The organism is Pontiella sulfatireligans, assembly GCF_900890705.1.
GTDB lineage: Bacteria > Verrucomicrobiota > Kiritimatiellia > Kiritimatiellales > Pontiellaceae > Pontiella > Pontiella sulfatireligans.
Window position 1 is genome coordinate 2,293,309 of sequence record NZ_CAAHFH010000001.1, and the last position, 24,149, is coordinate 2,317,457.

The window sequence follows — 24,149 nt, forward strand, 5'->3', positions numbered from 1 at the left end:
GATATGTACCTTAGCACGGCTCGACAGCCATCGCTGGCCGCCTTCCGCTTTCATTATCCCAGCTCTCTCACCCACCGATTCGTTTTAAGAACTGCTCCTTCGTTAACTATTTCAGCACTCTCTGACGTATTGAATTTAAATGCTAATCAAAGGCATACAAATAGCCATCGGAGCAGAGAAGATAGGCCCTGTTTCCAGAGATGGCCGGGATGGTCTCCTCCAGGATACCGCCAATCTTCGTGCGCCAGATAATTTTCGGCGTACCATCCGGATTGGGTTCAACATCCAGGCACGTGACGAAGGATTCCGTAGAGGAACCGCAAATGACGGTATTCTCTGTACAGGAGGAACCCGTCCAGCCACCGGCACCGGTATAATGCCAGAGTTCTTTTCCCGTGGACGTATCCAGGCAATACAAGATTCCCCCCAGGGCGGCCCCGTCGTGGTCGATCGTTGCGGAAACGAAGGTGTAATCGCCCGAATTCGAGGGCGTGGCGTTCATGACGGTCATTCGTCCCGGCCCAGAGCGCGGGTCTTTAAAGGTCCAATACATTCCCCCGGTATTTGCGTCCAAGGCACACAGTTCGCCAGACGAGCGACAAATGTACATGCCCTTCCAGAGAACGCCCGCGGCGGAATCCGGGGCCCCCCGAAAGGAGGAATAGGCCCAGTCCAGCAAGCCGGTCTTCTTGTCGATTGCAAAGTAGTGTCCATCCCACGCCCCGGTATAGACCCGTTTGTCATCAACCGCCGGAGCAGGATAGACGCCTCCATTCGTCAGGTATTCCCACACCTCTTCGCCAGTCTCGACATCAAGGGCGACGATCCGTCCATCCACGGTGCCGGTATAGACCCGCTCATCATCGGGCGTACTGGTGCACCAGACCCAGCCGACCTTGCTCGACCAGACGGGATCTCCCGTTTCCGCATCGACACAATACATCTCCTCATTACCGCCCTGCTGGCCAAAGTAGACCCGCCCCTTGTAGACGCTGGGGGCTCCGGAAACCTGTCCGGACGTTTCAAACCGCCAGATCTTTTTGCCGGTTTTGGCATCCACCGCAAAGACAAAGCGCGAGGGAGTGCCGACGTAGACCTTGCCGTTACTCACGGTTGGGGGACTTTGGAAATCCCCCCCGCCGGCGACGATATCGGCCATCCTTCTCTCGCCGTCTTCGTAGGTGGACTCGACCACGCTATGCCTCCACTGCACCGCTCCGTTTTCAGGGTTCAGTGAGTACAGATACAACTCGGAGGTGCTGGCAAGAATTCCGCTTTCGGTTCCAGACAGATCCGAGAAAATCTCGTGGCGGCCCGCTTGTTCACTCCAAAGTTGCTTGGTTCCGGAATCATTAAACTCTAAGGCTGTGACGGTTCCATCCAGAGACGCAAAGTAAACCCGATCCTTGATGACCAAAGGTTTGGACCGAATCCAGTCACTCGCCGCCACCCGCCACAGGAGCTTGCCCGACTCCAAATCCGCGCAGTAGAGTTCCTTGGTGGCGGATCCAATAAAGATCTTGCCATCGCTGATGGCCGGGGCGGAAAACAGCTGGAATGCCCGGGCTTCACCGGAATTAAGTTGTGTGCGCCAGAGTTCCTTTCCGCAGGAACGGTCGAGGCCAATAAGACATCCGCTTTCCGTGGTCGTCACGACGATATTTTTGTCGACCGCAGGCGTCGTGCGGATAGGAGAGCCCGCATCATACTTCCATTTCATCCGGTTCCCCCCCCACAGATTGAGGGCATAGAGAAGGCCGCCATCGGTTCCAGCAAAGACCAGATCGTCATCGATCACGATTTCACCGAACAACTGGCCCGTGCGGAGGGCCCACCCACCGCGACCATTACGAAGTTTTACCGTGACGGTGTCCTGCATAATGGTTGTGCCCGGCTTGTTCTTCAGATCCACCCGGCCATAGGGATAGGCCACCACCTCTTCCGTCGCGGTAACGGACGTGGCTCCTCTCCGATAATCCACACGGTTTGCATCGATCTGATTGCGGATCTCTCCGGTTTTTTTATCAATGTAAAAGATGTGCTTGACGGGCTCCTCATATTCCCAGCTGCCACTGGTCGCCCGCATGACCACCTGGTCTTTCAGAATCTCCACATTGGAGGCCCCTCGCGGGGTAGCATACATCTGCAGGCCGTCCTGCTCTGTTTTCCAGATGACCTCGCCGGTCCCCTCATCCAGGCAGTACATGAGAGACCGGATTCCGGGCGAGGTAATATAAACTCGGCCATCCTCGACGGCGGCCGGTGCGTAGTAGGAGTGTCCAGTCGGGAATTTCCACGCGATGTCGCCGGTCGTCGGCCCAGTATCCTTCGACAAACCCGCCTGTAGGGGACTCCCGCCAAAGAATGGCCAATCGGTCACATCCTTGTCCGGGGCGGCTCCAGGCCCGCGAATCTCTTCGATATAAACCGGGTTTTCCTGCAATTCTTCCATCACTGCATAGGCCTCATCCAGCAGATGATAATTCTTTGGCTTAACAACCCCCCAATGAGCAAGAGTAAACCCCAATTCGTGCATACTCTGCAGATCGACACCCCGATTGATCATGTGACGAAACCACGAAAACAGTACCGATTGGCGATGCTGGGCGTTCTGATCGTTTGTCGGCGCGCTCTTCACGCTAAGGCAAGCAGCGTCAATTTCCTCTACTCCCGTTTTTACCTGCGCAAAAAGATTTAAATTAGCCACAAAACACCCCGCTAAAAACACAAAACCCAACTTTCTCATAATCAACCTCTCTTTTTACAAAGCACATACAGTCTTCTCTCCGACTCACCAAAAGCCGGCCATCCATTCTTTATTACATCCAACTCCAAACCATCAACAGAGAGCAACGCAAACGGGTCAACATGACGAAACTAAAGCTACCCCGCCCTCTCTCTAACGAATCAACCCAGCATCGGAGGAAAAATCATCCATCTGCGGATCATCGTTGCGCTGCATCCAATCCAGCAGCTCTTTTTTCAACCTTTCAGAAACCCCGCGATATTCAGGAGAACCCATCAGGTTTTTCCGTGCGTCCCGGTCTTTCGTATAATCGTAGAGCTCTTCAGGAGCCCGATACATGAAGGAATCCAACCGCTCCGCAAGTATCGGATCGGACTTTGCGCCCTTCAACATGGCATCAAACGTCATATTAGAAGGGTGAGTTACCCGCTTCTTGCCATGCATCATCCAATGGTTATAGATATAGGAATAACGCCCATCAAAGATCATTCTCATATTGCGATCCAATGAATAGGTTCCGGGACTCGGATGATCGGGGCGCAATCGCCAGCCTTTTGCTTTTAAACCATCGAGAAATCCAGGATTCCCTTCCGAGAACATCTTTATATAGTTGGCATAGAAGATATCCTCGTGCCGAAATGTAACAACGTAATCCCTGAAGCTGGACATCTTGCCTTCTTCAGCGGCCTGAAAAACTGGAACCAGAGAGTTTCCGTCAATCCCTTCCATCGGGGGGAGCTGCGCCAACTCCAAAAGCGTCGGCGTAATGTCGATCAGCGAAACGAGGGCGTTCGAGTTTTTCTTCCCCGCCCCCACCCCGTCGGGAAGCCGGAAAAGAATGGGCGTTTTATTGCTGTCCAAGTAGCAGTCAAACTTCGCGAACGGAAGTGCCATTCCATTATCCGCCACAAAGATGACAACGGTCTGCCCCTCCACATCCGAGTCGCGAAGCGCTTTCATGCAGGCACCCACCGTATCATCGAGCCGCCGTACCGAATTTGCATAATAAGCCAGCTCTTGGCGTACTCCCGGCAGATCAGGAAGAACCGCCGGCACGTTGATCTCCTCCGGTGAATAGGTGCGCGACGGGGGCGGGATCTCCTGATAACGGGTCGGCATAAACTTCTTTTCCTCCTTCGCGTTCCCGGAGAACGGACGATGGGGGTCGGCGGAATTCGCCACAAAGATGAACGGGGCGTCTCGCTCTCTGGACAGCTCCGCGAGCTGGCTGACCGACTTGTAAAACAAGTCGGGCGATCGACCAACGATGAAATCCTCTTCCTCGATCCCAAACTGCTGCGCGGTATAATCCCAGGCGAAATTTTCCACAGGCAGCATATGATGGACCTTGTGTAGCGTTGCTGTTATATACCCATGCTTCTTGAGCCTCGCCGTAACGGTTTCCACCTCTTTACCAATCGGAAAGAATCCCTCGCTGCCATACTTTCCAGGATAACGGCCCGTTAACATCGACTGCCGGGATGGCTGACAGACCGCGACCGTAGAAAACCCATTTTCAATATAGTAGCTCTGGCTGGCCAGACGATCCAGATTCGGAGTCACATCCGGGGCAATCCCCGCCCCGGAAAACCCCAGGCTGTCATGATTCAAATCATCGGCGACGATAATCAAAAAATTCGGCCGTGCCTGCGCCGTGCCTGCCTGCAGGATTGCGCTCACAACCGAAACAACTCCAAATATCCAAATTTGCTTCTTCATTCTATTCTCCGAGACCCTCTGTTTTGCTGTTTTTGCAGCACGCCGCGCGAGGGGCAGTGCCGCGACAACTGCCATGATTACGATTTCGTTTTCGATTATTTCTTCCTCTTTGCGCGACGCTCCTGATCCATGAGGATCTGGCGGGGCGCGCCACCCGGAAAGGTATGCCGATGCATGCCTACCCGTTCGGTTGCCGTCAGCTCCACATTAATATTATAATTCTTCAGGCGTACCTGATAATACCCGACCTCTACCGCCTCGTCATCGTGGGAAAAGCGCGAGCGATAGCCCGTTCCCGGCTCGGCTTCAGTCCCCGGAACCACCGCACCAAACGGCACCGTTGCCGAAGGAAAAGTGTGTCCGTTATACCCCGTGTCAATAAAGAGGTTCAGATGATCGGTTGGCTGATCAGAAAAACCGAGGGACGCGAAATAGGCAATCATTTATTCGTTTGAGACACAGAAATCTGTTTGATCACGCCCTCGATTCCCTTCTGAAGCGCGACAGGTTTAGGGGAAGTGCTCCGCGGCTTACCGAGCGTGAGGGGCGGCGGAACTTTACCCAACGGTTTGTAGTGATTCACAAACCACCCAGATTTCTCGGGACGGCCATTCACGGAGAGTGAAAACGATGAGGAGGCATTGTCAAACCGGACCACCACATGGGCAGGTTTTCCGAGCACAGAAAGATCGTCCCGAGCGATGTATGAAAACTTCCGGTTGTGATAACAGAAGTTCACCTTTCCATCCTGAACATAAAGCCAGATCCCGTTATTTTCCCGGGTCTGGCTCAGCACCATCCCATCGGATTCCGCCACAAAATCGAGATCAAACCGGGCGGTGCCGTAACGCAGATCCACATTTCTATTTTTTGAAAGCACGTCCTGTTTTTCCGGCGAAAAATCAACGGAAGCGGGGGCGTGCACAAAATCCATCTCGCGTTCCACCTTCCAGCGGTCCGGGTGCGGATCGGGCACATCGAGCGTGAAGCCGAGCTTTTTCTTTTCCTTCTCCATATCCCGCAGCAGCGCTTTGCGCCGTTGCTCATATTCGGGATGGTTGATCAAGTTGTTTTTTTCCAGCGGGTCGGACCGCAAATCGTACAACTCGTTCAGGTCTTTACGAAGCGGCGTTGTTGAAAGAAGAAAGTCGGGCGTGCGCCACGCCACAATGGTCGGAAGCAGCGGCTGGAGATCCCGGTTATAGTTATAGAGAAATCCTTCGCGCCATCCGGCCTGGTTTCCGGCAAAGAGCGACAGCATTGAGCTTCCCTGAATCGAGGAGGGAATCTTCGCACCTGCGAGTTCCAGCAGCGTCGGGGCCAGATCGATATTCAGCACCATCTCTTCAATCGTCGTTCCGGGTGCAATCCGTTCCGGATAACGAACCAGCATCGGAATGCGGATCGAATCATTATACGCCACGCGCTTGTCGCTGCGCCCATGCTCGCCAAGCATATACCCATTGTCGCCGGCATAAACGATGAAGGTGTTATCCAGCTCGCCGCGTTTTTCGAGCAAATCAAGAATTTCGCCGATGCCTTCGTCGACCGCCGCAACGCATTGCAGATATTTCCTGTTGCGGCCGATGAATCCCGTCTTTTCATCCCACCCAAGCAGCTTGGTGTTGGGTACTGCGGAGTTGAGCTCCCCATTCACCATCACCGTCTGTTCCCAGGAAATCTTCCCCTGCCAATCCGGCTTATTTTCACGGTTTTCCCTCAACGTTTCCGGCGCGGGGAAATGTGCATCAGGGTACAGCTCTTTATGCCGCTCGGCCGGATCGAACGGCTGGTGCACCGCCTTGTGTGAGAGGTAGAGCATGAACGGCGCATCGCCGCGATCCATCTGAATGAACTCTTTCGCGTAACGGTTCAGCACATCGGTCACATAGCCCGGCTCATGCACCGGTTTTCCATTCACATTCAGGTCGTTGCCAACATAGTTGCCCTGCCCCGAAAACATCGCCCAGAAATCGAATCCCGGGCGCGGATCATTGCCGTGCCCCATATGCCACTTACCGAGATAGCCCGTATGGTATCCCGCATCGTGCAAATACTGCCCGAACGACGGAGTCTTCATCCAATCACATTCGCGATGACTCTCGTTATCCTTGACCCCATGCCTATGCGGATACATGCCGGTTAAAAACGATGCCCGCGAGGGACCGCACATCGAGAGCGTCACAAATGCGTTTTTAATATACGCGCCTTCGGAGCACAGCCGATCCATGTTCGGGGTTTCCAGAAAGGGATAAGCCCCGGTAAACCCCATCGCATCCCAACGATGGTCGTCTGTCAAGATAAACAGAATATTCGGACGCTTCTCACCGCCCCGTGCGACCACCGCAGCGATCAGGAGAAGACCGAAAACCAAACCACTATATTTACGCAACAAACAATTCATATCCACCCCGTTCAATTTCAACAACTGATATCGTCACATACAAACCCCCGCTTGTGCCCGAACATCCAGGCACAAACAGGGGCAATCCAAGTGAGACAACGATTCTTATTCTACCAGCAGTTTAATGAACAGTTCGTCGTCCGCGGTTCCGACAACATTGGTGTAACTGCCCAGCTCTCCGCTCTCGTCGGTGATCGCAACGGGGCCGATATTGGTTCCCCAACTGCCCACGACCAGATTGATGTTTGTCAGTACATAATACTGCAGGGTGTTGTCGCCGACAATCGAGAACAGGTAGTCCCCGGAAACCAACGAAGGCTGCGTTCCGATATCCCCCGAATTGGTCGGATTTCCGCCAAAGACATACTCGCCCCAGTCCGTAAGTTCATCACCGTCCGCATTGGAGGATGGGTCGCCGGAAAGGCCATACGTGTCGACAAACAGATCAAACCCGCTCGGATCGGGCTCAGGTGTGCCAGGGCTGATCAGCAGTTCCGACTGCGCCAGGACGCGCCTGGTAATGCGCACCTCATCCATGTAGCGGACAGCCCTCTGGTTTGCATCGCCATTCAGCAAGAAAGAATTCGTTGTGTTCTGAATGGCAGTCACCCCGGCAATGGTTCTCTCCGCGCTCAACAGATCCCCGCCATCGGTCAGGTTTTGATAATAGAGCGTGACAGACGTATCTGTTGCTCCGGGTGTCACGACGACTCCAATATAATAATCAACCGATCCCGTAAAAGAGTTCGTCCCATCCAGCCTGGCCTGCGCAATCGCCCAGTTGCTGATGGAAGGATCCCATACCGCTAGGGCAAGATCGCCATATAGTTCATTAACCGTTACGCGCCACTCTTCAGCCTTTGAAGCAACAATTTGAAACCCATTCCCTGTCGCTGGCGTCACAAACGCTTCGAACGAAAAGGCGTTGGCTCCGAAATCGAACAGGTTCGTATCGCCAACGGACCAGTGATTCCCCTTGGTATTAAAAAAAGAAACCCCGGCGTTCGTCACCCCGCTCTGAGGGATGGTCGGCAAATACGAGCCTTCTCCGGATTCATTGCGAGCCACTCCCGTTGGATAGCCGATGCCGCCTCCACCGGAGGCACCCGCAATCAGTTGCGTCAGATCCAACCCGTTTCCGCTGGAATCATTCGTTACAGCGCCCGGCTCAAAACGCCAATAGCCCACCGTATCCGCACTCAACTGCCCCGCCGCACATACAACCAGCCCGAACAAGGTTGCTTTTCTGAATAACGATCTCATCTCATTCTCCTTTTATGCACTGTACCATTTATGTAGGCAACTCGCCTACCGACCCACAATCCATTGTCAAGCAACATAGCCCCATCGCCCCCGAAATGCAAACGTTTTCTTTTTTTTATCCTCAGCCAAGAACAACGCCATCTACGCTATTTTAATCGCAGTAAGATCCTTAAGAAGGATCCGAAAAACGGAGATAGACACCCCGTATTCAAGCATGATACGCAAACGTTTTCCTGAAAGGCTGTCCCAACCCTTGGAACTTTGCGGACGGATTTTTCCAAGCAATGAAGAAAAGGGAGTTTAGGCAGAAAACAAAATTGTCCTGCACCCATCTTATTTTCCAACCTTACTGAGAGACTTTGCGCTCGGAGCCGGTTTCCCGAATGCTCTGGAATTGCGCCTTCATCCGCTCAACCACTTCGGGGAACTGGTCGATGACGTTGTTCTGCTCCATCGGGTCCTTATCGAGTTGATAGAGGCCGGGTTCTGCTTCAGCCTTCGAAACCCGCTTGCGAGCCCACTCGCCAATTTCATCATTCATGCCTTCGATATATTTCCAATTGCCCATGCGCAGCGCTTTGATGCCATGCACGTTATTCAACACGGCATGCTTACGCATCGGGCCGGCGTGGTTGCAACGCGAAATTTCATCGGCAAAGCTGAAGCTGTCGGGCGCATCATCGAAACCGCTGACCGGCTTGCCGGTCACGATATGCTGTAGCGTGGAATAGATATCCGCCAAGCTGACGAGGCGGTCAGACACCTGCCCCGCTTGCACCTGCCCCGGCCAGCGTACGATAAACGGAACACGCACGCCGCCTTCCCATATGGTATGTTTATCGCCCCTGCGCTCGCCATTGATCTTCAACCCGGCATCGATCGCGAACCCCTCCGGCCGGCCGTTACCGGGGGCATCGCTACCGTTGTCGGCCGAAAAGATAAACAGCGTATTATCCATCTCGCCGGCATAAGCCAGCGCATCCATCACTTCGCCGACGGAGTGGTCCAGTTCCTGAATAAAGTCGCCATAAGCACCGACCGGACTGGTGCCGCGGAACTGGGCAGAAGGCTCAATCGGATGATGCACTGCAGCGGCGGCAAAATAGAGAAACATCGGCTGATCAGGATATTCCTCAATAGAGGATCGTACCCATTTACGGGCGCAAGCGTTAAGATCCTGCGTCACCTTTTCCCGCTGTCGCTGCGGCGCATCGTAGCCGTGATACTGGCTGCCGTAAAAACTCTTGGAATACGGATTCACCCGGCGCGAACGCAATCCATAAATCCCGTCGTTTTCCATGTAGATGCGCGTTTGGTCGTCCAAGTTGTTAGGCAGTCCAAAATGATAGTGAAAGCCGATATCGTTCGGTCCCGGCGAAACATGTTCAAGCGCGGCATAATTACGCGTCTTAACCTCACGAGTGTAGCCCAGATGCCACTTACCAATGTGCGCCGTACGGTAGCCCTGCTCCTGCAACATCATGGCCACCGTACGTCGGCCCTCTTCGATCAGCAGCGGATCGCCGGGATTGACGACTCCGGACTTGAGCCGCCCGCGCCAGGCGTATCGCCCGGTCAGCATGGCATAGCGCGTCGGCGTGCAAACCGAGCCCGGCGCATAGGCCTCGGTGAAGAGCATGCCGTCCTTCGCCAGCTGATTAAGGCGCGGCGTCCGCACCAACTGCTCATCTGCGCCGTAGGCGTTGATGCACCCCGTCCCGAAATCGTCAGCCAGAAATACGACAATATTCGGTTTGTCGGTACGTTTTTTACCAGAGGCCGGAATCCTGTTTTCACCCGCCGCCTGCCCCGTAGAAATCAGGACCATCACCGCCATGGAACTCAATAGTGCACATTTCATATTTCTCGTCTTCATCATCTCAACCCCTCACTTCTTCGCTTTTTTATTTTTCTTATTTTTCCCCGCAACCCAATGTTTTGATCCTTCAGAAGGATCGCCCATTTCCGCGAACCAGGCATCGTATAGTTTCTGCAGTTCCTGCAGCTTCTCGGGATGCGCATCCTTGAGATTATTGGCCTCAGCAATATCTTTCGATAGATCGTAGAGGGCAACCTTTCCGAGGGTGAATACAAATTTCCAGTCCCCCTTCCTGACCGCCCACTTGCCATCACTGCCGCTGCACCAGTAAAGCGCATCGTGGATCTTATTGCTTTTTCCGGTCAGTGCCGGAAGGATGTTTTTCCCATCGAAAGGTTTGGAGCCGGGCAGCGCTTCCAGCCCCGCAGCAACCAGCGATGTTGGCAGAATATCCGTCGACCAAACCGGCACATCGCACGTGGTTCCCGCTTGTAACCTGCCTGGCCACGAAACAATGAAGGGAACGCGAATACCGCCCTCACGGACCTGATGTTTAGCGCCGCTCAGCGGAGCGTTACTGGCTTTCATCCCTTTGTCACCCCCGTTGTCGCTCAGGTAAAAAATGAGCGTGTTTTCATAAACGCCGGCCTCTTTCAGCGCCTTGACGATTTCGCCAACGCCGAGGTCTAGATGGTAAAGCATCGCCATAAGAATATCTCGCTTCTCATCGCCCGTGTTATAACGTGCGATATCCTCCGCCGGTGCTTGCGCGGGCGAATGCACTGCGTTGTAGGCCACGTAGGCAAAGAACGGCCCGTCGCTTTCGCGCTTGATAAAATTGACGGCCTCCTGGGTGATGAGAGTCGTCAGATAGCCCTCCTCATTCTCAGCAGCATCCAGGTTCCGATAGATTGGGTGCACCCGTCCTTTATCCGTCTTCGGCTTCAGATGAAAGTAGTCATGCGCCCCGCGTTCCATAAAGCCGTAGAAATAGTCGAACCCACGATTGAGCGCGTGATAGTCCATCGTCAGACCAAGGTGCCATTTCCCGAATGCACCGCTGCGGTAGCCCCCCTGTTTCAAGTGCACCGGAAACCAGGTTTCATCGAGCGGCATTCCCGATCCGCCCTGTTGGGCGGTATAAATTCCAAACCTTTGCTGGTAGCGGCCGGTGATCAGCCCAGCGCGCGTCGGCGAGCAGACATAGCCCGAGGCATAGCCCGCCGAACAGACGACGCCCGATTTTGCCAGCTGGTCAATGTTCGGCGTCTGGACCTCCTTTGGGCTGTGAGGATTATAGCTCACATCTGCATAGCCCTGATCGTCCGAAACAATCACAACAATATTCGGTCTGGAATTCCCAGCCCCTGCTGATAACGAAACCAACACGCCTGCGATGAATAAATAAATTGCTTTTTTCATAAACCACTCCCTTGCCGGTGAAAGGTTCTGTAAAACCCCAGAACCCTGTTTTGTTATTTCAATCAATGTTTATGGGAGCAACCCGACCCGTTCGGGTTCGCCCCCTCTTTTGTCTTCAAAATACTGAACATCAGTGAATGAAATCGTGGGTAAATCCAACCAAGGGAATACCCATGAAAAATAATTTAAATAACCTCGTGCGCTGGTTCTGTTCCAAGCTCTCGCTTAACGATCTGGCGTCCGTTGTACCGATTCTGCTCGAGGTTCTTTCTGCTACCTGATGCTTAATCCATTAAAGGCACGCAGGTTCTAATCGTTACGCTTCTTTTTCTTGCCGCCTACTTTGGATTTTGATGTCCTTTTCGGATAGATCGAGGCCTCCCATTGATTGAGCGTTTTAAAATATTTCGCGGCAATCTCCGGATAAGCGCCAACCAGATCGTTCGACTCCGAGAGATCTTCATCCAAGTTGTAGAGGCGAACCGTATCCCCCTGAAGATGCGCCTTCCACTGCCGATCACGCAATGCGAGCCATGCGGAAGTATCGCTCCACAAGAGCGCTTTCTCCCGGGCTTGCGGAGCGCCAAGCCACGCCGTGCTGAGATCTTCGCCATCCATTCCCTCCGGAGCAACCGCACCGACCAGTCCGGCAAGCGTGGGAACCAGATCCACTCCGCAAAACACCGTATTGCGGTCGATGCCGGGTTTAATTTTCGCGGGCCAGCGAATGAAAAACGGGACGTGAATCCCCCCGTCATGCAATGCGATTTTTCGATCCCGATAGGGTCCGGCGGAGCCGAGACTGTTCATCAAGTTCGGATCTTTCTTATACCGCGGGACAATCTGATCCCATTCCCCAACTTTCAACAACGGAGCCGGGCCATTGTCGCTCGAAAAAACCACGATCGTATTTTCCTCAAGCCCAAGTTCAGCGAGGCTGTCGAGCAGACGGCCAATCTCTTTGTCGACGGCGGTCACATCCGCACAAAAAGCACGCATGGCCTTCTGCACATTTCCATACTTGGAAACAAACTCCATAAATTCGCGCTGCAGCGGATTTTCGAAATCAGCGATCGATACCTCCAAATCCTTATAGACCGCCAATTGTTCCGGGGTCGGGTTCACAACGGCGTGGGGGTTATGCACCCAGAGGTTGATAAAAAAGGGCTGATCCTTTTTCCGCATCATAAAATCAATAGAGAGATCAACATAACGCGCCGCCGTTTTTTCGCGGTGATGCTTTTCCTTCATCTCCTTGTCCGTCCATCCCGGCCCGGTGCTATACTTCGTAAAACTCTCGTCAATTCCGTACTCAGCGGGAGGCGGTGCCCCCTTGCCTTCTCCCATATGCCATTTTCCGAAGTGGGCGGTAGCATAACCCGCCTCTTTCAGCATGCTCGCCAGCGTGAGCCGATCCGCGGAAAGCACTCTGGTCTTATTAAACTCCCGTGCCGGATAGACCCCGTTCATAAACGCCGCCCGACTGGGCATGCACCAGGCCGCAGCGGCATACGCCTGTTCCAGCCGGATCCCTTCGTTCGCCAACCGGTCGATATTGGGTGACTGAACATAGGGATGCCCCATCACCCCTAGGTCGCCATAACCCAGATCATCCGTCAGAATGAAAATAATATTCGGCTTTTCCGCAAATGCACCACAAACAAATGCGCACACTCCCAGTGCTACAAGACTTTGTAACCAACGTTTTCTCATACTTTCTCCCATTTTTTTGTTTCGGATTTGGATGCTTCGAATTTAGGATTTCCTGCAGTTCGAACCTATCCGGTGAAAAATATAGATTAATGCTTGCGTGAAAAGGAGCGAGTTCTGGTTTGATCCAGCAGTGCCTGCATTTTCTCTGCGACTTCGGGATTTGCTTCAATCAGGTTATTGTCCTCGTGCGGATCTTTTTCCAAATCATACAGAGCTCTGGTGTTCTGGCAGGTTGTACCGGGAGGATCCATTTTTTTACGTTTTATCGCAACCTCCACCCCTTCGATATATTTCCATTTCCCGAGCGTAAGAGCAAAGGTACCGGACCCGCTGTGCGTAATGCAGGTTGCGAGCGCATCGCGATCAACGGGCTTGCCGTAAAAGGTATCCAGCACGCTCACACTGTCCTCTGCGCCAAGCTCTTTCGCGGGGATTTCAATATTCAACAGCTCGGCCAATGTGGCGGTCATATCCACCAGGCTTATTTTGTCGTCATTCACCGTACCCGCTTTAACATGCCCCGGCCAGGAGACGATGAAAGGCACGCGGGTTCCACCCTCAAGCGGATCCTGCTTCCCGCCTCGATAAATACCATTCACTTCCGCGCCGGCCTGCCGCATCTGGGTCACCTGGCTTTTCAGCTGCCACGTATCTGGGACCTCACGATCCCACGTCTTGATTTCGTCTCCGTAAACACCCCCGTTATCACTCGAGAAGATGAACAGGGTGTTCTCGAGCCGACCGCTCTTTTCAAAGGCCTTGACCATCTCGCCGAGACTCCAGTCCAGATCCTGAATAAACTCTGCAAACGGCCCGGCCGCCAACGTGCCCTTAAAGCGCTTGGACGGGGTGACCGGAGCATGTACCGCCGGTGCGGAAAAATACAAAAACACGGGCTGATCGTCCGGCTGCTGATTAAGCCAATCGACCGCCTTTTCCGTCAGGACATCCATGACCTCGTCATCGACCCGCTGCGGAGCATCCACGCCCATCCACTCTTGTCCGTATGGCGACTTGCCTTCAATTTCAATTTTATCGAAGGACCTGCGCCCGTACACATCATGGTTCTCCATATAGATCCCGGTGAAATCTCCATGGTTCTGCGGAAGGCCGAAGAAGTAGTCGAAGCCGATCGAAAGCGGCCCTTTCGTAATCGGTTTAAAATACCTTTCCGGATCGGCACGTTTCCCCTCTTGCTCACCAAAGCCCAGATGCCATTTCCCGATTACAGCGGTGCGGTAGCCATCATCCTTCAGCATCTGCGGGAGCGTAAATCGGCCCTCTTCAATATGCAGCCGGTCACAGACGTTGACGACCCCTCGTTTCATCCCGGTTCGCCAGCAATACCGACCAGTAAGCATGGCGTAGCGGGTCGGCGAGCACACAGCAGCCGGAGCATACGCCTGCGTAAACCGCATGCCCTCTTCTGCCAACGTATTAATATGGGGCGTCTTAAGCACTGACTCAGGGGTTCCATAGCAATTGGAACTGCCATAGCCATAGTCGTCTGCCAGAAAAATGACGATATTGGGCTTCTTCTGCGCGGCGGTCGATGCCGCCGCAGCCAGTGCACCCGCTGCGATTATAATCCGTATTCCTTTTATGATTCTACTCATCTCATTCTCCCTTAAAGTTGCGTTATTTTTTCTGCTTGAATTCTCCGAAGGCGTGCGGCAAGTCGTTCGAATAACCCTTCAGCTTTTTCTTCATTTTTTGCAGCAGTGCAGCATATTCCGGATTCTTCGCCAGGTTCACCTGCTCGTTCGGGTCGCGTTTGAGGTCGTAGAGCTGGTCGACGTCGTAATAGAACGGGAAGTCGACGCCAACCCGGTAGCGCGGCGGCCGATCGGCAATCGACCACTTTTTATACTGCGGGTCATCCACCCACAATCCGAAATGGCTCAAGACCTTTCCTTCACCCTTCAGCTTGAGAAGGTCGGGCGGAAGACGCCATGCGATATACTTAAATCCGTCGTCGCTCACCACCGCGCGGGTGGTAGTGATTTCAAGATAAAGCGAGTCGCGCCAGCCGGACGGCGTTTCCCCTTTGAGCAGCGGCAGGAAGCTCATGCCGTCGAGCGGCATCGATGCGGGCGGCTGAATGCCAGCCATCTCAAACAAGGTCGGGGCGATATCGAGGGTGGAGACCAGTGCATCACATTCAACGCCTGATTTAATTTTGCCTGGCCAGCGGACAGCGAAGGGAACGTGCGCGCTTTCATAGAGTGCCAGCTTTCCGCGCCACTGGTGGTCGGATGTGAAAATGACCACCGTGTTTTCATCGAGCCCCAGTTCATCGAGCTTCTCAAGCACCGCGCCCACAGAGTCATCAATCCATGTCGATGCAACAGCATTGCCTTTGGCCCACTCGGGATGGGTGGAACTCGCCTTTTTCGCAACCCTATCGGTCCATCCTTTCAGCGCCCGTTTCTTGACGCTCTCCCGTGACGGCTGAACATTCGGCGCTTCATCCAGGTATCCGAGCGGCGTAATCCGCGGGTCGGCGTCAATCGAATCAAGCGAATTGGGTCCGTGCGGCGTGGTGGTGGCCAGGTAGAGCATGAAGGGATTGTCTTTATTCTGCTCAACAAATTCGAGCGCCCCTTCGGTGACCCACTCCTGATTATGCGCATCCAGCTCGCGAATACGGACATAGTTAATATTGGAGGCATAGAGGCGATCCACCACATCGAATCCGCCGAGTCGTTTAACCGTTTTTTGGGCGGACAAATAGTTTTCCAACAGTTTTCGTTTTACATCCGGGTCGCGCGGATTGTCTTTCGGGTTGAGCGTGTTCGGCCAAAGCTCGTTATGGCTCCCACCGACCATCCATTTGCCGACAAGCCCCGTCGTGTAGCCATTTTTCTGCAGCACTTTGGGAAACGTCAGCTCATCTTTTCTCAGCCAGGGCGACCAACCGATATGTACCTGTTCGGAACGATTAAACTCTGCACTTCGGGACGCATATTTCCCAGTCAACATACAGAAACGGCTGGGCGTGCAGACGGGCGACGGTACATAGGCCCGAGAAAAAACCATCCCTTCATGGAACAGCTTATCCAGGTGCGGTGTATGAACCGGCGGGGTGATCCCCGGCTTCAACCAGCGGCTCCCCATTTTGGTATTCCTGTAATACCCCAGGTTCACAAACTCCAGATCATCGGTGAAAATGACCACAAAGTTGGGTTTCTTCGGTTCGGCCACGGCTCCAAGCGCCAACGCCAAAATCAAACTGATTACTGTGCCTTTGTTCATAATGCTCCTTTCAATATTTTCCAAGGTTTGAAAACACGATATCTTAGTTCTGCAGCCCTGTCGGGCGGATCCAGTCTTTGCCGCGTATGGTTTCAAGTTCTTTGAGCAGTTGCTCCACTTTTTCAGGATGGTCGTTCCAGACATTGGAAGCCTCGGCTTCGCCGGGGGTTTGGGCCAGATTGAAGAGCCGGTTTTTGTTTTCGCCTTTGTGCATGCCGTTGAAGGGCGGATCTTCATCGATCCCGGTATATTCAATCAGCTTCCAGTCGCCGCGCCGGATGGCAAAGATGCCGTAGTGCGATTCCATCACGACCGACTCGCGCGCGCCCTTCCCCTTTCCGCTGAAGAGCGGCCAGAGGTTGACGCTATCCTCGGCGGCTTCCTTCGGCACATCCAGTCCTGCCGCGGCCGCCAGTGTTGCCATCAGATCGACGGCACTGACCAGGTCCGAATCGTTTACCACGCCCGCCGGCACGTTGCCGGGCCAGCGCACCGCAAAGGGGACACGAAAACCGCCTTCGAAAATGGAATGCTTGCGGCCGCGCCATCCGCCGGTCGTATCGTGCCCGGCGTTGACGGCCAGGTGATAGGCCGTCGGCTGCCCATTGACCATCCGATGATTCTCCCCTTCTACCCCCCCGTTGTCGGACGTAAAAACAATCAGGGTATTGTCGAGGATACCCTGCTTTTCCAGTTCGGTCAGGATGCTGCCCATCATGCCGTCCATCTGCTGGACAAAATCGCCGTACGGACCGATGGCACTTTTTTGGTTTCCATTGCGCGGAACAATCGGCCAGTGCACTTCGGCCGGGTTAACCACCATGAAGAAGGGCTTCTTTGCGTTCTCGGCAATGAATGCGACGGCCTTGTCTTCGACATAACGCGAGGCGGCATCGTCGGTGCGCGAATTATCGATACCGGCAAAGCGGTAATTTGGAAACTCCTCGATGTCCTCGCCGGGAATGCGGTTGATGATTTCATGGTTTTCCATGAATGCCTTCGGCTGGTTGCCGAGGTTGGCCGGAAAGCCCTGAAACAGATCAAAACCGACTTCGCACGGCCCCGGCTTGAGCGGCCGGGTCCAGTCGGTCTTTTCTCCAACCCCCAAACCGATATGCCACTTGCCGAACCCGGCGGTAACATACCCGTTTTGCTGGAACAGCTTCGGCAGGGTCAGGCGGTTGGTACTGATCAATAGCGGATCATCGCCGGCAGCCACATGACGCTTCAGGCTGGTGCGCCAGCAGTAGCGCCCCGTCAACACCGCATAGCGGGTCGGCGTGCAGACCGCGTTCGGCGTATAGGCCTGCTTAAAAACGGAGCCCTCTTCCGCGATCCGGTCGAGGTGCGGCGTGAAGATTTTTGTCGCGCCATTAAAACCCACATCGCCATAACCGAGATCATCGGCCAGAAAAATAAGTACGTTGGGCTTTGCTTCCGCCCGGGCAGCAGGCGAGCTCATGAACCCCAGTATGATTGCAATGATTATCTGCTGTTTCATTTTGTTTTTTCACCCCTTGTAAGCCGAATAGCGTGAAGCGATTTAATCAAGGTAGACGGCCCCGTAATTTCAAGACGAAGAGTCTGTTTTCCAGACCTTGGAAAAGTCAGTTCGCCCAGCTCAAACTCATCATAATGCTTCAGATAAACCCGCTGGTTTTGCGTGTGGTCTATTTTCCGGGTTCGGCTCAGCGTTAACTCCAGTTCGGAGCTTCCGGCCGTAATCCGGATGGGGGATGTACTGCCGTCCGCGTTAGTGCCCGCAGTGAGCGTTGCGCGATACACTCCAGGAGACTGCACATCCAGCCCCAGAATCACGCCATCCCCTTTTTCATTGAAATTAACGCGGACATGGTCGCCCTCCCCACGCGTATTCCCGAGCACATCCAGTGAACCGTTCACATAAAGGTTGACGGTTTGGTCGAACCCAACCAATGGGTAGCGGGCGGGAAACGATCCAGGATCGTCATGAATTTCGTGCCATGTTTTGCGCATAGCCTTTCCCATGCTCTTCACCCGCTCCGGCTCCTGCGCAGCGATATCATTTTTTTCCCGCGCATCGTCCGCCATGTTAAACAACATCACCTTGGGGCCGCGCTTAACGAGTTTGAAATCACCGCGTCTGAGGGAAAGCGCCTGGTTTTCGTAGGCGATACTGCCTTTGATATCGCTGCATTCCCACTTCACCTCTGGGTTTTTCATCTTCCACGGAAAATTCTGAGGCTTCATCCAAGGCCATGGCTGGACGGGCACGGAGCGGAAAATATCACGGGCAGGTAACTCTCCGGACTCCGCAAGGGCGGGCAGCAGGGAAATGCCATCCAGCGGCCTCTGAGTGGGAAGCGTTTTTGCATCGGCCGCGTCGAGCAGCGTCGGATAGATGTCGCAGATGCTCGCCGGCGTATCGACCGTGCGCGGGCTCCACTTTTTCGGGAAACGGAAAAATGCCGGCACGCGGGTGCCGCCTTCAAACACGGTCGATTTTTTTTCGCGCAATCCGCTCGGATTCCGAAGTCGATTTTCTTCCTTGTTCAAGCGGTTACGCCCCATCTTTTTAACAATGCGTCCATAGGTTTGAGGAATGGCACCGTTGTCCGATAGAAAAATCACAATCGTGTTTTCGCGCAACCCCAGCTCATCCACTGCGTCGATCACTCGGCCGGCATATTCGTCGAGCATGCTGATGTAGCCCCATAGCGTAGCCAGCGGGCGGGATATCCCCCGATCCAAATAGGGTTGAACATACTGGTCGCGCGCATTCCACGGGGCGTGGATCGCGGAGAACGGGACGTAGAGGAAGAACGGATCGTTCCGGTGGCGCTTCATGAAGTCGATGGAAAGATCGCAAATCCATTCGCTGCTGTTGCGCTCGCCCGCCTTTTCCAATCCGAGAAACTTGCCGTTCAACACGCCGTAAGGCTCTTCATCGTCGTAGAGGCTGGCCAGGAAAAAGGCATCATCGAACCCGCGGTTCCACGGCGCGCGCGGCGAGTCTTCGGCATAATATTGCGAAGCCAGGTGCCACTTGCCAAACATCCCGGTTTTATAACCGGAAGCCTTGAGTGTATCGGCCAGCGTTACCTCATCCAGATTCAGCTCGGTTCGCCCGCAATGAACCCCCCAGACCCCGGTGCGCAGGAACTCACGCCCCGTCAGCAGCGAGGCGCGCGACGGCGCACAGAGCGGCTGGGCATAGAACTGTGTAAACTCGACGGATTGCGATGCGAGCCGATCAAGATGCGGTGTAGACGGCCCGCCGGTTTCATGTCGAATGCCGACATCGTCATAACCATGGTCGTCCGACATGATCAACACAATGTTCGGCTTTCGAGGAGCCTCTCCCCTCGTCGGCAACAATAAACCTCCCAGAGCGAGAGCCAAAATTATCAGTTTTTTCATACGGCCAATCTTCATACGACCCCTTTCAAATAAATTCGCGTTTCTGAATCAACGCTATTGCTTTCGTGTATAGTTCTTGGTTCTTGACTGATCCAGAAGCGTTTGCATGCTCTCAGCGACCTCTGGGTTCTCTGCAATGAGGTTTTGGTCTTCATGCGGATCATCCTCCAGATTATACAACGCTCTTGTGTTCTGACTCGTTGTGCCCGGCGGCTCTTCCTTCTTGCCTTTTATCGGCACGTTTATGCCTTCGATGTATTTCCATTTACCAAGCGTAAGGGCAAAGGTTCCGTGCCCGCTGTGCGTGATGCATGCGGCGAGTTCATCGCGATCCATCGGTTTACCTTTAAACGCATCCAAAACGCTCACGCTATCCTCGGCCCCATTCTCTTTTTCCGGAAGATCGATTTGAAGAAGGTCCGCCAAAGTAGCGGTCATATCAACCAGGTTTATTTTATCGTTATTGACGCTTCCCGCTTCGATTTGGCCCGGCCATGAAACAATAAAGGGAACTCTTGTCCCGCCTTCTAGAGGTTCCTGTTTACCGCCACGATAGATGCCGTTGACTTCCGCTCCGGCCCTGCGCATTTGTGTGACATAGGTTTTCAGATACCACGAATCAGGGACCTTCTTATCCCAGGATTTAAGCTCATCACCATACACTCCCCCATTGTCGCTGGTGAAAATGAACACCGTATTCTCGAGCCGGCCACATTTTTCAAATGCCTTGTATACCTCCCCGACGCTCCAGTCCAAATCTTGAATGAACTCAGCATACGGCCCGGCTTTCAGCGTGCCCTTAAAACGTTTCGACGGGGTAATGGGCGCATGCACCGCAGGTGCGGCAAAATAGAGAAACACCGGTTTATCTTGCGGCTGTTGTTGAAGCCATTCCGCCGCCTTTTGGGTCAGATCATCCGAGACCTCTTCATCAACCCGCTGCGGCGCATCGACTCCCACCCATGGTTTTCCATACGGATTCACCCCTTCGATTTTGATCTTGTTGTTCGAGCGGCGCCCGTAGACATCATGGTTTTCCATATAGATTCCAGAACAATCACCGTGGTTGTGAGGAATACCAAAAAAGTAGTCAAAGCCGATTGAGAGCGGCCCACGTGTGACAGGTTTGAAGTACCTATCCGGCCTGATCCAGGCCCCCTTTTTATCTCCGAAACCCAGGTGCCACTTTCCAATTGCAGCCGTGCTGTACCCTGCATCCTTCAACATCTGCGGCAGCGTAAAGCATCCTTCATCGATATGCAGCGGGGCCAACATGTTGACGACCCCTCTTTTGAGACCCGTGCGCCAGCAGTACCGCCCGGTCAGCAATCCATATCGTGTTGGAGAGCATACGGAAGAGGGCGAATACGCCCGCGTAAAGCGCATTCCCTCTTTTGCCAGCCTGTCGATATGGGGTGTTTTAAGAACCGACTCAGGGGTGCCGTAACAGTTAGAGCTTCCATAGCCATAGTCATCCGCTAAAAAGATGACGACATTAGGTTTTTCCTGCGGCACAGCACCCGCAGCAATGGAACAAGCGACAATAACGACAAATGTTACCCAGTTTTCTTTTATGCGAATCTTCATACAACTCCTATTTCGTTGCTGTTGCGCCCGCCCCGCGGCATCCAGCCAGACGACACAAACTCTCCACGACCAAAACCCACACACTATAAGACCCGATCAATAGATGCAAACGTTTACTTCGCATTTCAACCCGCCTTGCATGCACGCAGTGACAAGCCATGCAATGATGGCGTGATCACGTTCCAACTCAGATTCGCTTGCGCCAATGGCCCGGCCTGATCATTCATAAAAATGAATGGGAATTGTGAAAGCTCTTTGGTAGCGGTGATTACATAAATGGCCGTTTAACATTATATTTCCATTCATTTTCCGAAGTCGCGCCGACTTCTCTTCATCAACTGCATTGCAAACGATTCGCAGCAGGCAACTACTGCGAATCACTTGATGCCTTATTGCCAAAGCAGTCTTGGCGCGTGGGCAACTCAGGCTAGCGCTGATTAAAAAGCGCCCGGTTGGGCTTTCCACCCATCATGAATTCCAGCCGCCCTCCGCTGACAACATCCCGATGCGAAATAAATGGCTCTTTCAGCGGTTCGCCATTCAACTGCACCGACTGGATGTATTTATTTTCGGAGGAATTATTCGTTGCCACAACCTCGAAGGTCTTCCCGCCGGGCAGCGCGATGGATACCGCGTCAAAGATCGGCCGTCCCAGCGAGTAAACCGGATCGCCCGGGCAGAAGGAATAGAATCCGATGGCATTGAGAATATACCAGGCCGACATCTGCCCGCAGTCCTCGTTTCCGGCGACCCCGTTGGGGTCATTAAAATAGAGGGTTGAAAGAACCTGATCCACCAGCTCCTGCGTTTTCCACGACTGCCCGACAAAGTTATACAGATGCGCAATATGATGACTCGGTTCATTGCCGTGCGCGTATTGGCCGATCAAACCGCTGATATCACTGGAGACATGATCTCCGGTCAGCTTGGAGTCCGTGCTGAACAGCTCATCAAGTTTAGCCGTGAACGCATCGGTGCCGCCCATCAGTTCGACCAGGCCGTTCACATCATGGGGAACAAACCAGGTCCACTGCCAGGCATTACCCTCACAGTATTCATCTCTCCGATGCTTGGAAAACCTGGGATCAAACGGCGACTTCCACGAACCGTCCCTGTTTTTTCCGCGCATGAAACCGGTCCCGGCATCAAAATAGGTTTTGTAGCGCCCCGCCCGCTCTTGGTAGAGGGCAATGTCCTCCGTCTTGCCCAGCGCTGTCGCCATCTGCAACATGCACCAGTCGTTGTAGGCATATTCCAGCGCCTTGGATACCGACTCGTTTTCCAGATCGCAGGGGATAAAACCAAGCGTATCGTTATAGAACTTCGCGCGTGGATTGAGCTTTTCCCTTCTCCTCTCCGACGCATAAAGAAAATCGTCGTTTTCTCGATAGTGAATCGAGGCCTTCATCGCCTCATAGGCTTTCTCCACATCAAAATCGCGGCATCCTTTCATATACGCATCCACAATCACACTGATCGCATGCGATCCGATCATGGTGCCGGTCAGGTTGGCGTTGAGTTCCCACTTCGGCAGGATGCCGGCCTGATCATATTTATCCAGCAGGGAGCGGATGAACGCCGCGTTCGTATCCGGCTCCGTGATGGTGAGCAGCGGATGGAACGCACGGAACGTATCCCACAGGGAAAATATCGTATAGATCGGCTCGTCCTCCGACTGATAAATGCGCTGATCCGTTCCGCGGTAACGACCGTCCGCATCCGTAAAAATGTACGGACTGAGCGATGTGTGATAAAGGGCAGTATAAAACATGGCACGTTCGTCCGCGCTTCCACCCTGAACCGCGATGCGGTTCAGTTGCTGTTCCCAACGCTTTTTTGCAGCCGCGCGAACGGCATCGAAATCCCACCCCGCGATCTCCGACTCAACATTGTTGCGGGCGCCCGCATAGTCGACGCTCGAAACACCGACTTTCACTTTCAATACATGATCGGCGAGTCCGGGGAACCGGAGAACCGCTTTCACATCCTGGCCGGCCGTCGCCCACCTTCCAGTAAACGGCTTCCCTTTTTTATAAAGCGTGGCCTTAAAGGGCTGGCTGAATTTTGCGTGAAAATAGAGATGTGAATTTTCAGCCCAGCCCCGCTTGCGGCGGTACCCCTCCACTTCGCGATCATTGATCACGCGAAGTTCTACAAGTTCATACTGCCAATGATTCCCTTGGAGACAATGGCTCATATCAATGAGCAGACCGGCCTCTTTATCGCCTTCAAATAAATATCGATGAAAGCCTGCCCGAGTGGACGCAGTCAGCTCGGCATCCACCTCATAGTCGTCCAGATGCACCCGGTAATAGCCGGGTTCCGCCTCTTCATGATCGTGACTGAAGCGCGAGCGATAGCCTGCATCCGGATTATCGGGCGTTCCTTTGTCGAGTTTCACCTCACCGGCAAACGGCATAAACAGAAAATCGCCCATATCGCCGATCCCGGTTCCGCTCAGATGAGTATGGGTAAACCCAAGGATCGATTCATCGGAATAATGATAACCGGCACAGGCATCCCAGCCAATCACCTGCGTATCCGGACTCAACTGCACCATTCCATTGGGCGTGGTGGCCCCGGGAAAGGTATGGCCGTGCCCCCCGGTTCCGATAAACGGATTGACCTGTTCAAATGCGCTTTGCGCCCTCAAGCCAGAACTCAGGCAACAAATCGCACCGATCCCGAAAATCACTCTCCACCGTTTAAACCCCGAATACATATTCTTCATAACACTCTCCTTGGTTGTGCTCCGTTTCTGTCCAAATTTTTCGTCTATTTCCTCTCTAACATCCTTCTCTGAAGCGGGTTGGAGCATTTCA

At 53.7% G+C, this 24,149-nt stretch carries 14 protein-coding genes; all 14 read right to left on the bottom strand.

The annotated features are described in order from the left end of the window. Window positions 1-142 precede the first annotated feature (142 nt). The 14 genes from SCARR_RS07765 to SCARR_RS07830 all read right to left on the bottom strand — a co-directional run bounded on the left by SCARR_RS07765 (window position 143) and on the right by SCARR_RS07830 (window position 24,058). The gene (locus SCARR_RS07765; RefSeq protein ID WP_168433107.1) at window positions 143-2,707 is read right to left on the bottom strand and encodes an outer membrane protein assembly factor BamB family protein; all 2,565 of its coding nucleotides are present in this window, start codon (window positions 2,705-2,707) and stop codon (window positions 143-145) included. Between the two features lie 192 nt (window positions 2,708-2,899). Beyond that, window positions 2,900-4,465 carry a sulfatase family protein gene (locus SCARR_RS07770; RefSeq protein WP_168433108.1) on the bottom strand — a complete coding sequence of 522 codons (1,566 nt, stop codon included), beginning with the start codon at window positions 4,463-4,465 and terminating at the stop codon, window positions 2,900-2,902. A 95-nt stretch (window positions 4,466-4,560) separates the two neighbouring features. Next, window positions 4,561-4,908, bottom strand: a complete 348-nt coding sequence (locus tag SCARR_RS07775; protein ID WP_136060921.1) for a hypothetical protein — start codon at window positions 4,906-4,908, stop codon at window positions 4,561-4,563. Then, window positions 4,905-6,869, bottom strand: a complete 1,965-nt coding sequence (locus tag SCARR_RS07780) for a sulfatase family protein (protein WP_136060922.1) — start codon at window positions 6,867-6,869, stop codon at window positions 4,905-4,907. Before SCARR_RS07780 ends, SCARR_RS07775 begins: the two co-directional genes overlap by 4 nt. A 105-nt stretch (window positions 6,870-6,974) precedes the next feature. Continuing rightward, window positions 6,975-8,132, bottom strand: a complete 1,158-nt coding sequence (locus tag SCARR_RS07785; RefSeq protein WP_136060923.1) for a hypothetical protein — start codon at window positions 8,130-8,132, stop codon at window positions 6,975-6,977. Between the two features lie 346 nt (window positions 8,133-8,478). After that, window positions 8,479-9,993, bottom strand: a complete 1,515-nt coding sequence (locus SCARR_RS07790) for a sulfatase family protein (protein ID WP_168433109.1) — start codon at window positions 9,991-9,993, stop codon at window positions 8,479-8,481. 27 nt (window positions 9,994-10,020) lie between these two features. Beyond that, window positions 10,021-11,373, bottom strand: coding sequence for a sulfatase-like hydrolase/transferase (locus tag SCARR_RS07795; RefSeq protein ID WP_136060925.1), 1,353 nt, complete (start codon window positions 11,371-11,373; stop codon window positions 10,021-10,023). Between the two features lie 309 nt (window positions 11,374-11,682). Then, window positions 11,683-13,086 (bottom strand): sulfatase family protein, encoded by a 1,404-nt coding sequence (locus SCARR_RS07800; RefSeq protein ID WP_168433110.1) that lies wholly within the window; start codon window positions 13,084-13,086, stop codon window positions 11,683-11,685. Window positions 13,087-13,172: 86 nt separating this feature from the next. Further along, the gene (locus tag SCARR_RS07805; RefSeq protein WP_136060927.1) at window positions 13,173-14,702 is read right to left on the bottom strand and encodes a sulfatase family protein; all 1,530 of its coding nucleotides are present in this window, start codon (window positions 14,700-14,702) and stop codon (window positions 13,173-13,175) included. A 22-nt stretch (window positions 14,703-14,724) separates the two neighbouring features. Beyond that, complete coding sequence (locus SCARR_RS07810) at window positions 14,725-16,341, bottom strand: sulfatase family protein (protein ID WP_168433111.1); 1,617 nt, start codon at window positions 16,339-16,341, stop codon at window positions 14,725-14,727. 43 nt (window positions 16,342-16,384) lie between these two features. Beyond that, window positions 16,385-17,842: a sulfatase family protein gene (locus SCARR_RS07815; protein ID WP_136060929.1), complete on the bottom strand. Its 1,458-nt coding sequence runs from the start codon at window positions 17,840-17,842 to the stop codon at window positions 16,385-16,387. Then, the gene (locus SCARR_RS07820) at window positions 17,839-19,740 is read right to left on the bottom strand and encodes a sulfatase-like hydrolase/transferase (RefSeq protein ID WP_168433112.1); all 1,902 of its coding nucleotides are present in this window, start codon (window positions 19,738-19,740) and stop codon (window positions 17,839-17,841) included. Before SCARR_RS07820 ends, SCARR_RS07815 begins: the two co-directional genes overlap by 4 nt. A 54-nt stretch (window positions 19,741-19,794) precedes the next feature. Continuing rightward, window positions 19,795-21,411, bottom strand: coding sequence for a sulfatase family protein (locus SCARR_RS07825; protein ID WP_168433113.1), 1,617 nt, complete (start codon window positions 21,409-21,411; stop codon window positions 19,795-19,797). A gap of 343 nt (window positions 21,412-21,754) precedes the next feature. Beyond that, the gene (locus SCARR_RS07830) at window positions 21,755-24,058 is read right to left on the bottom strand and encodes a GH92 family glycosyl hydrolase (RefSeq protein WP_222846218.1); all 2,304 of its coding nucleotides are present in this window, start codon (window positions 24,056-24,058) and stop codon (window positions 21,755-21,757) included. Window positions 24,059-24,149 lie beyond the last annotated feature (91 nt).

Excerpts from the sequence above, each read along its gene's own strand:
- SCARR_RS07785 (WP_136060923.1), bottom strand. The coding sequence starts at position 8,132 with ATGAGATCGTTATTCAGAAAAGCAACCTTGTTCGGGCTGGTTGTATGT.
- SCARR_RS07795 (WP_136060925.1), bottom strand. The coding sequence starts at position 11,373 with ATGAAAAAAGCAATTTATTTATTCATCGCAGGCGTGTTGGTTTCGTTA.
- SCARR_RS07830 (WP_222846218.1), bottom strand. The coding sequence starts at position 24,058 with ATGAAGAATATGTATTCGGGGTTTAAACGGTGGAGAGTGATTTTCGGG.
- SCARR_RS07780 (WP_136060922.1), bottom strand. The coding sequence starts at position 6,869 with ATGAATTGTTTGTTGCGTAAATATAGTGGTTTGGTTTTCGGTCTTCTC.
- SCARR_RS07770 (WP_168433108.1), bottom strand. The coding sequence starts at position 4,465 with ATGAAGAAGCAAATTTGGATATTTGGAGTTGTTTCGGTTGTGAGCGCA.
- SCARR_RS07815 (WP_136060929.1), bottom strand. The coding sequence starts at position 17,842 with ATGAAACAGCAGATAATCATTGCAATCATACTGGGGTTCATGAGCTCG.
- SCARR_RS07790 (WP_168433109.1), bottom strand. The coding sequence starts at position 9,993 with ATGAAATGTGCACTATTGAGTTCCATGGCGGTGATGGTCCTGATTTCT.
- SCARR_RS07800 (WP_168433110.1), bottom strand. The coding sequence starts at position 13,086 with ATGAGAAAACGTTGGTTACAAAGTCTTGTAGCACTGGGAGTGTGCGCA.
- SCARR_RS07810 (WP_168433111.1), bottom strand. The coding sequence starts at position 16,341 with ATGAACAAAGGCACAGTAATCAGTTTGATTTTGGCGTTGGCGCTTGGA.
- SCARR_RS07805 (WP_136060927.1), bottom strand. The coding sequence starts at position 14,702 with ATGAGTAGAATCATAAAAGGAATACGGATTATAATCGCAGCGGGTGCA.
- SCARR_RS07820 (WP_168433112.1), bottom strand. The coding sequence starts at position 19,740 with ATGAAAAAACTGATAATTTTGGCTCTCGCTCTGGGAGGTTTATTGTTG.
- SCARR_RS07775 (WP_136060921.1), bottom strand. The coding sequence starts at position 4,908 with ATGATTGCCTATTTCGCGTCCCTCGGTTTTTCTGATCAGCCAACCGAT.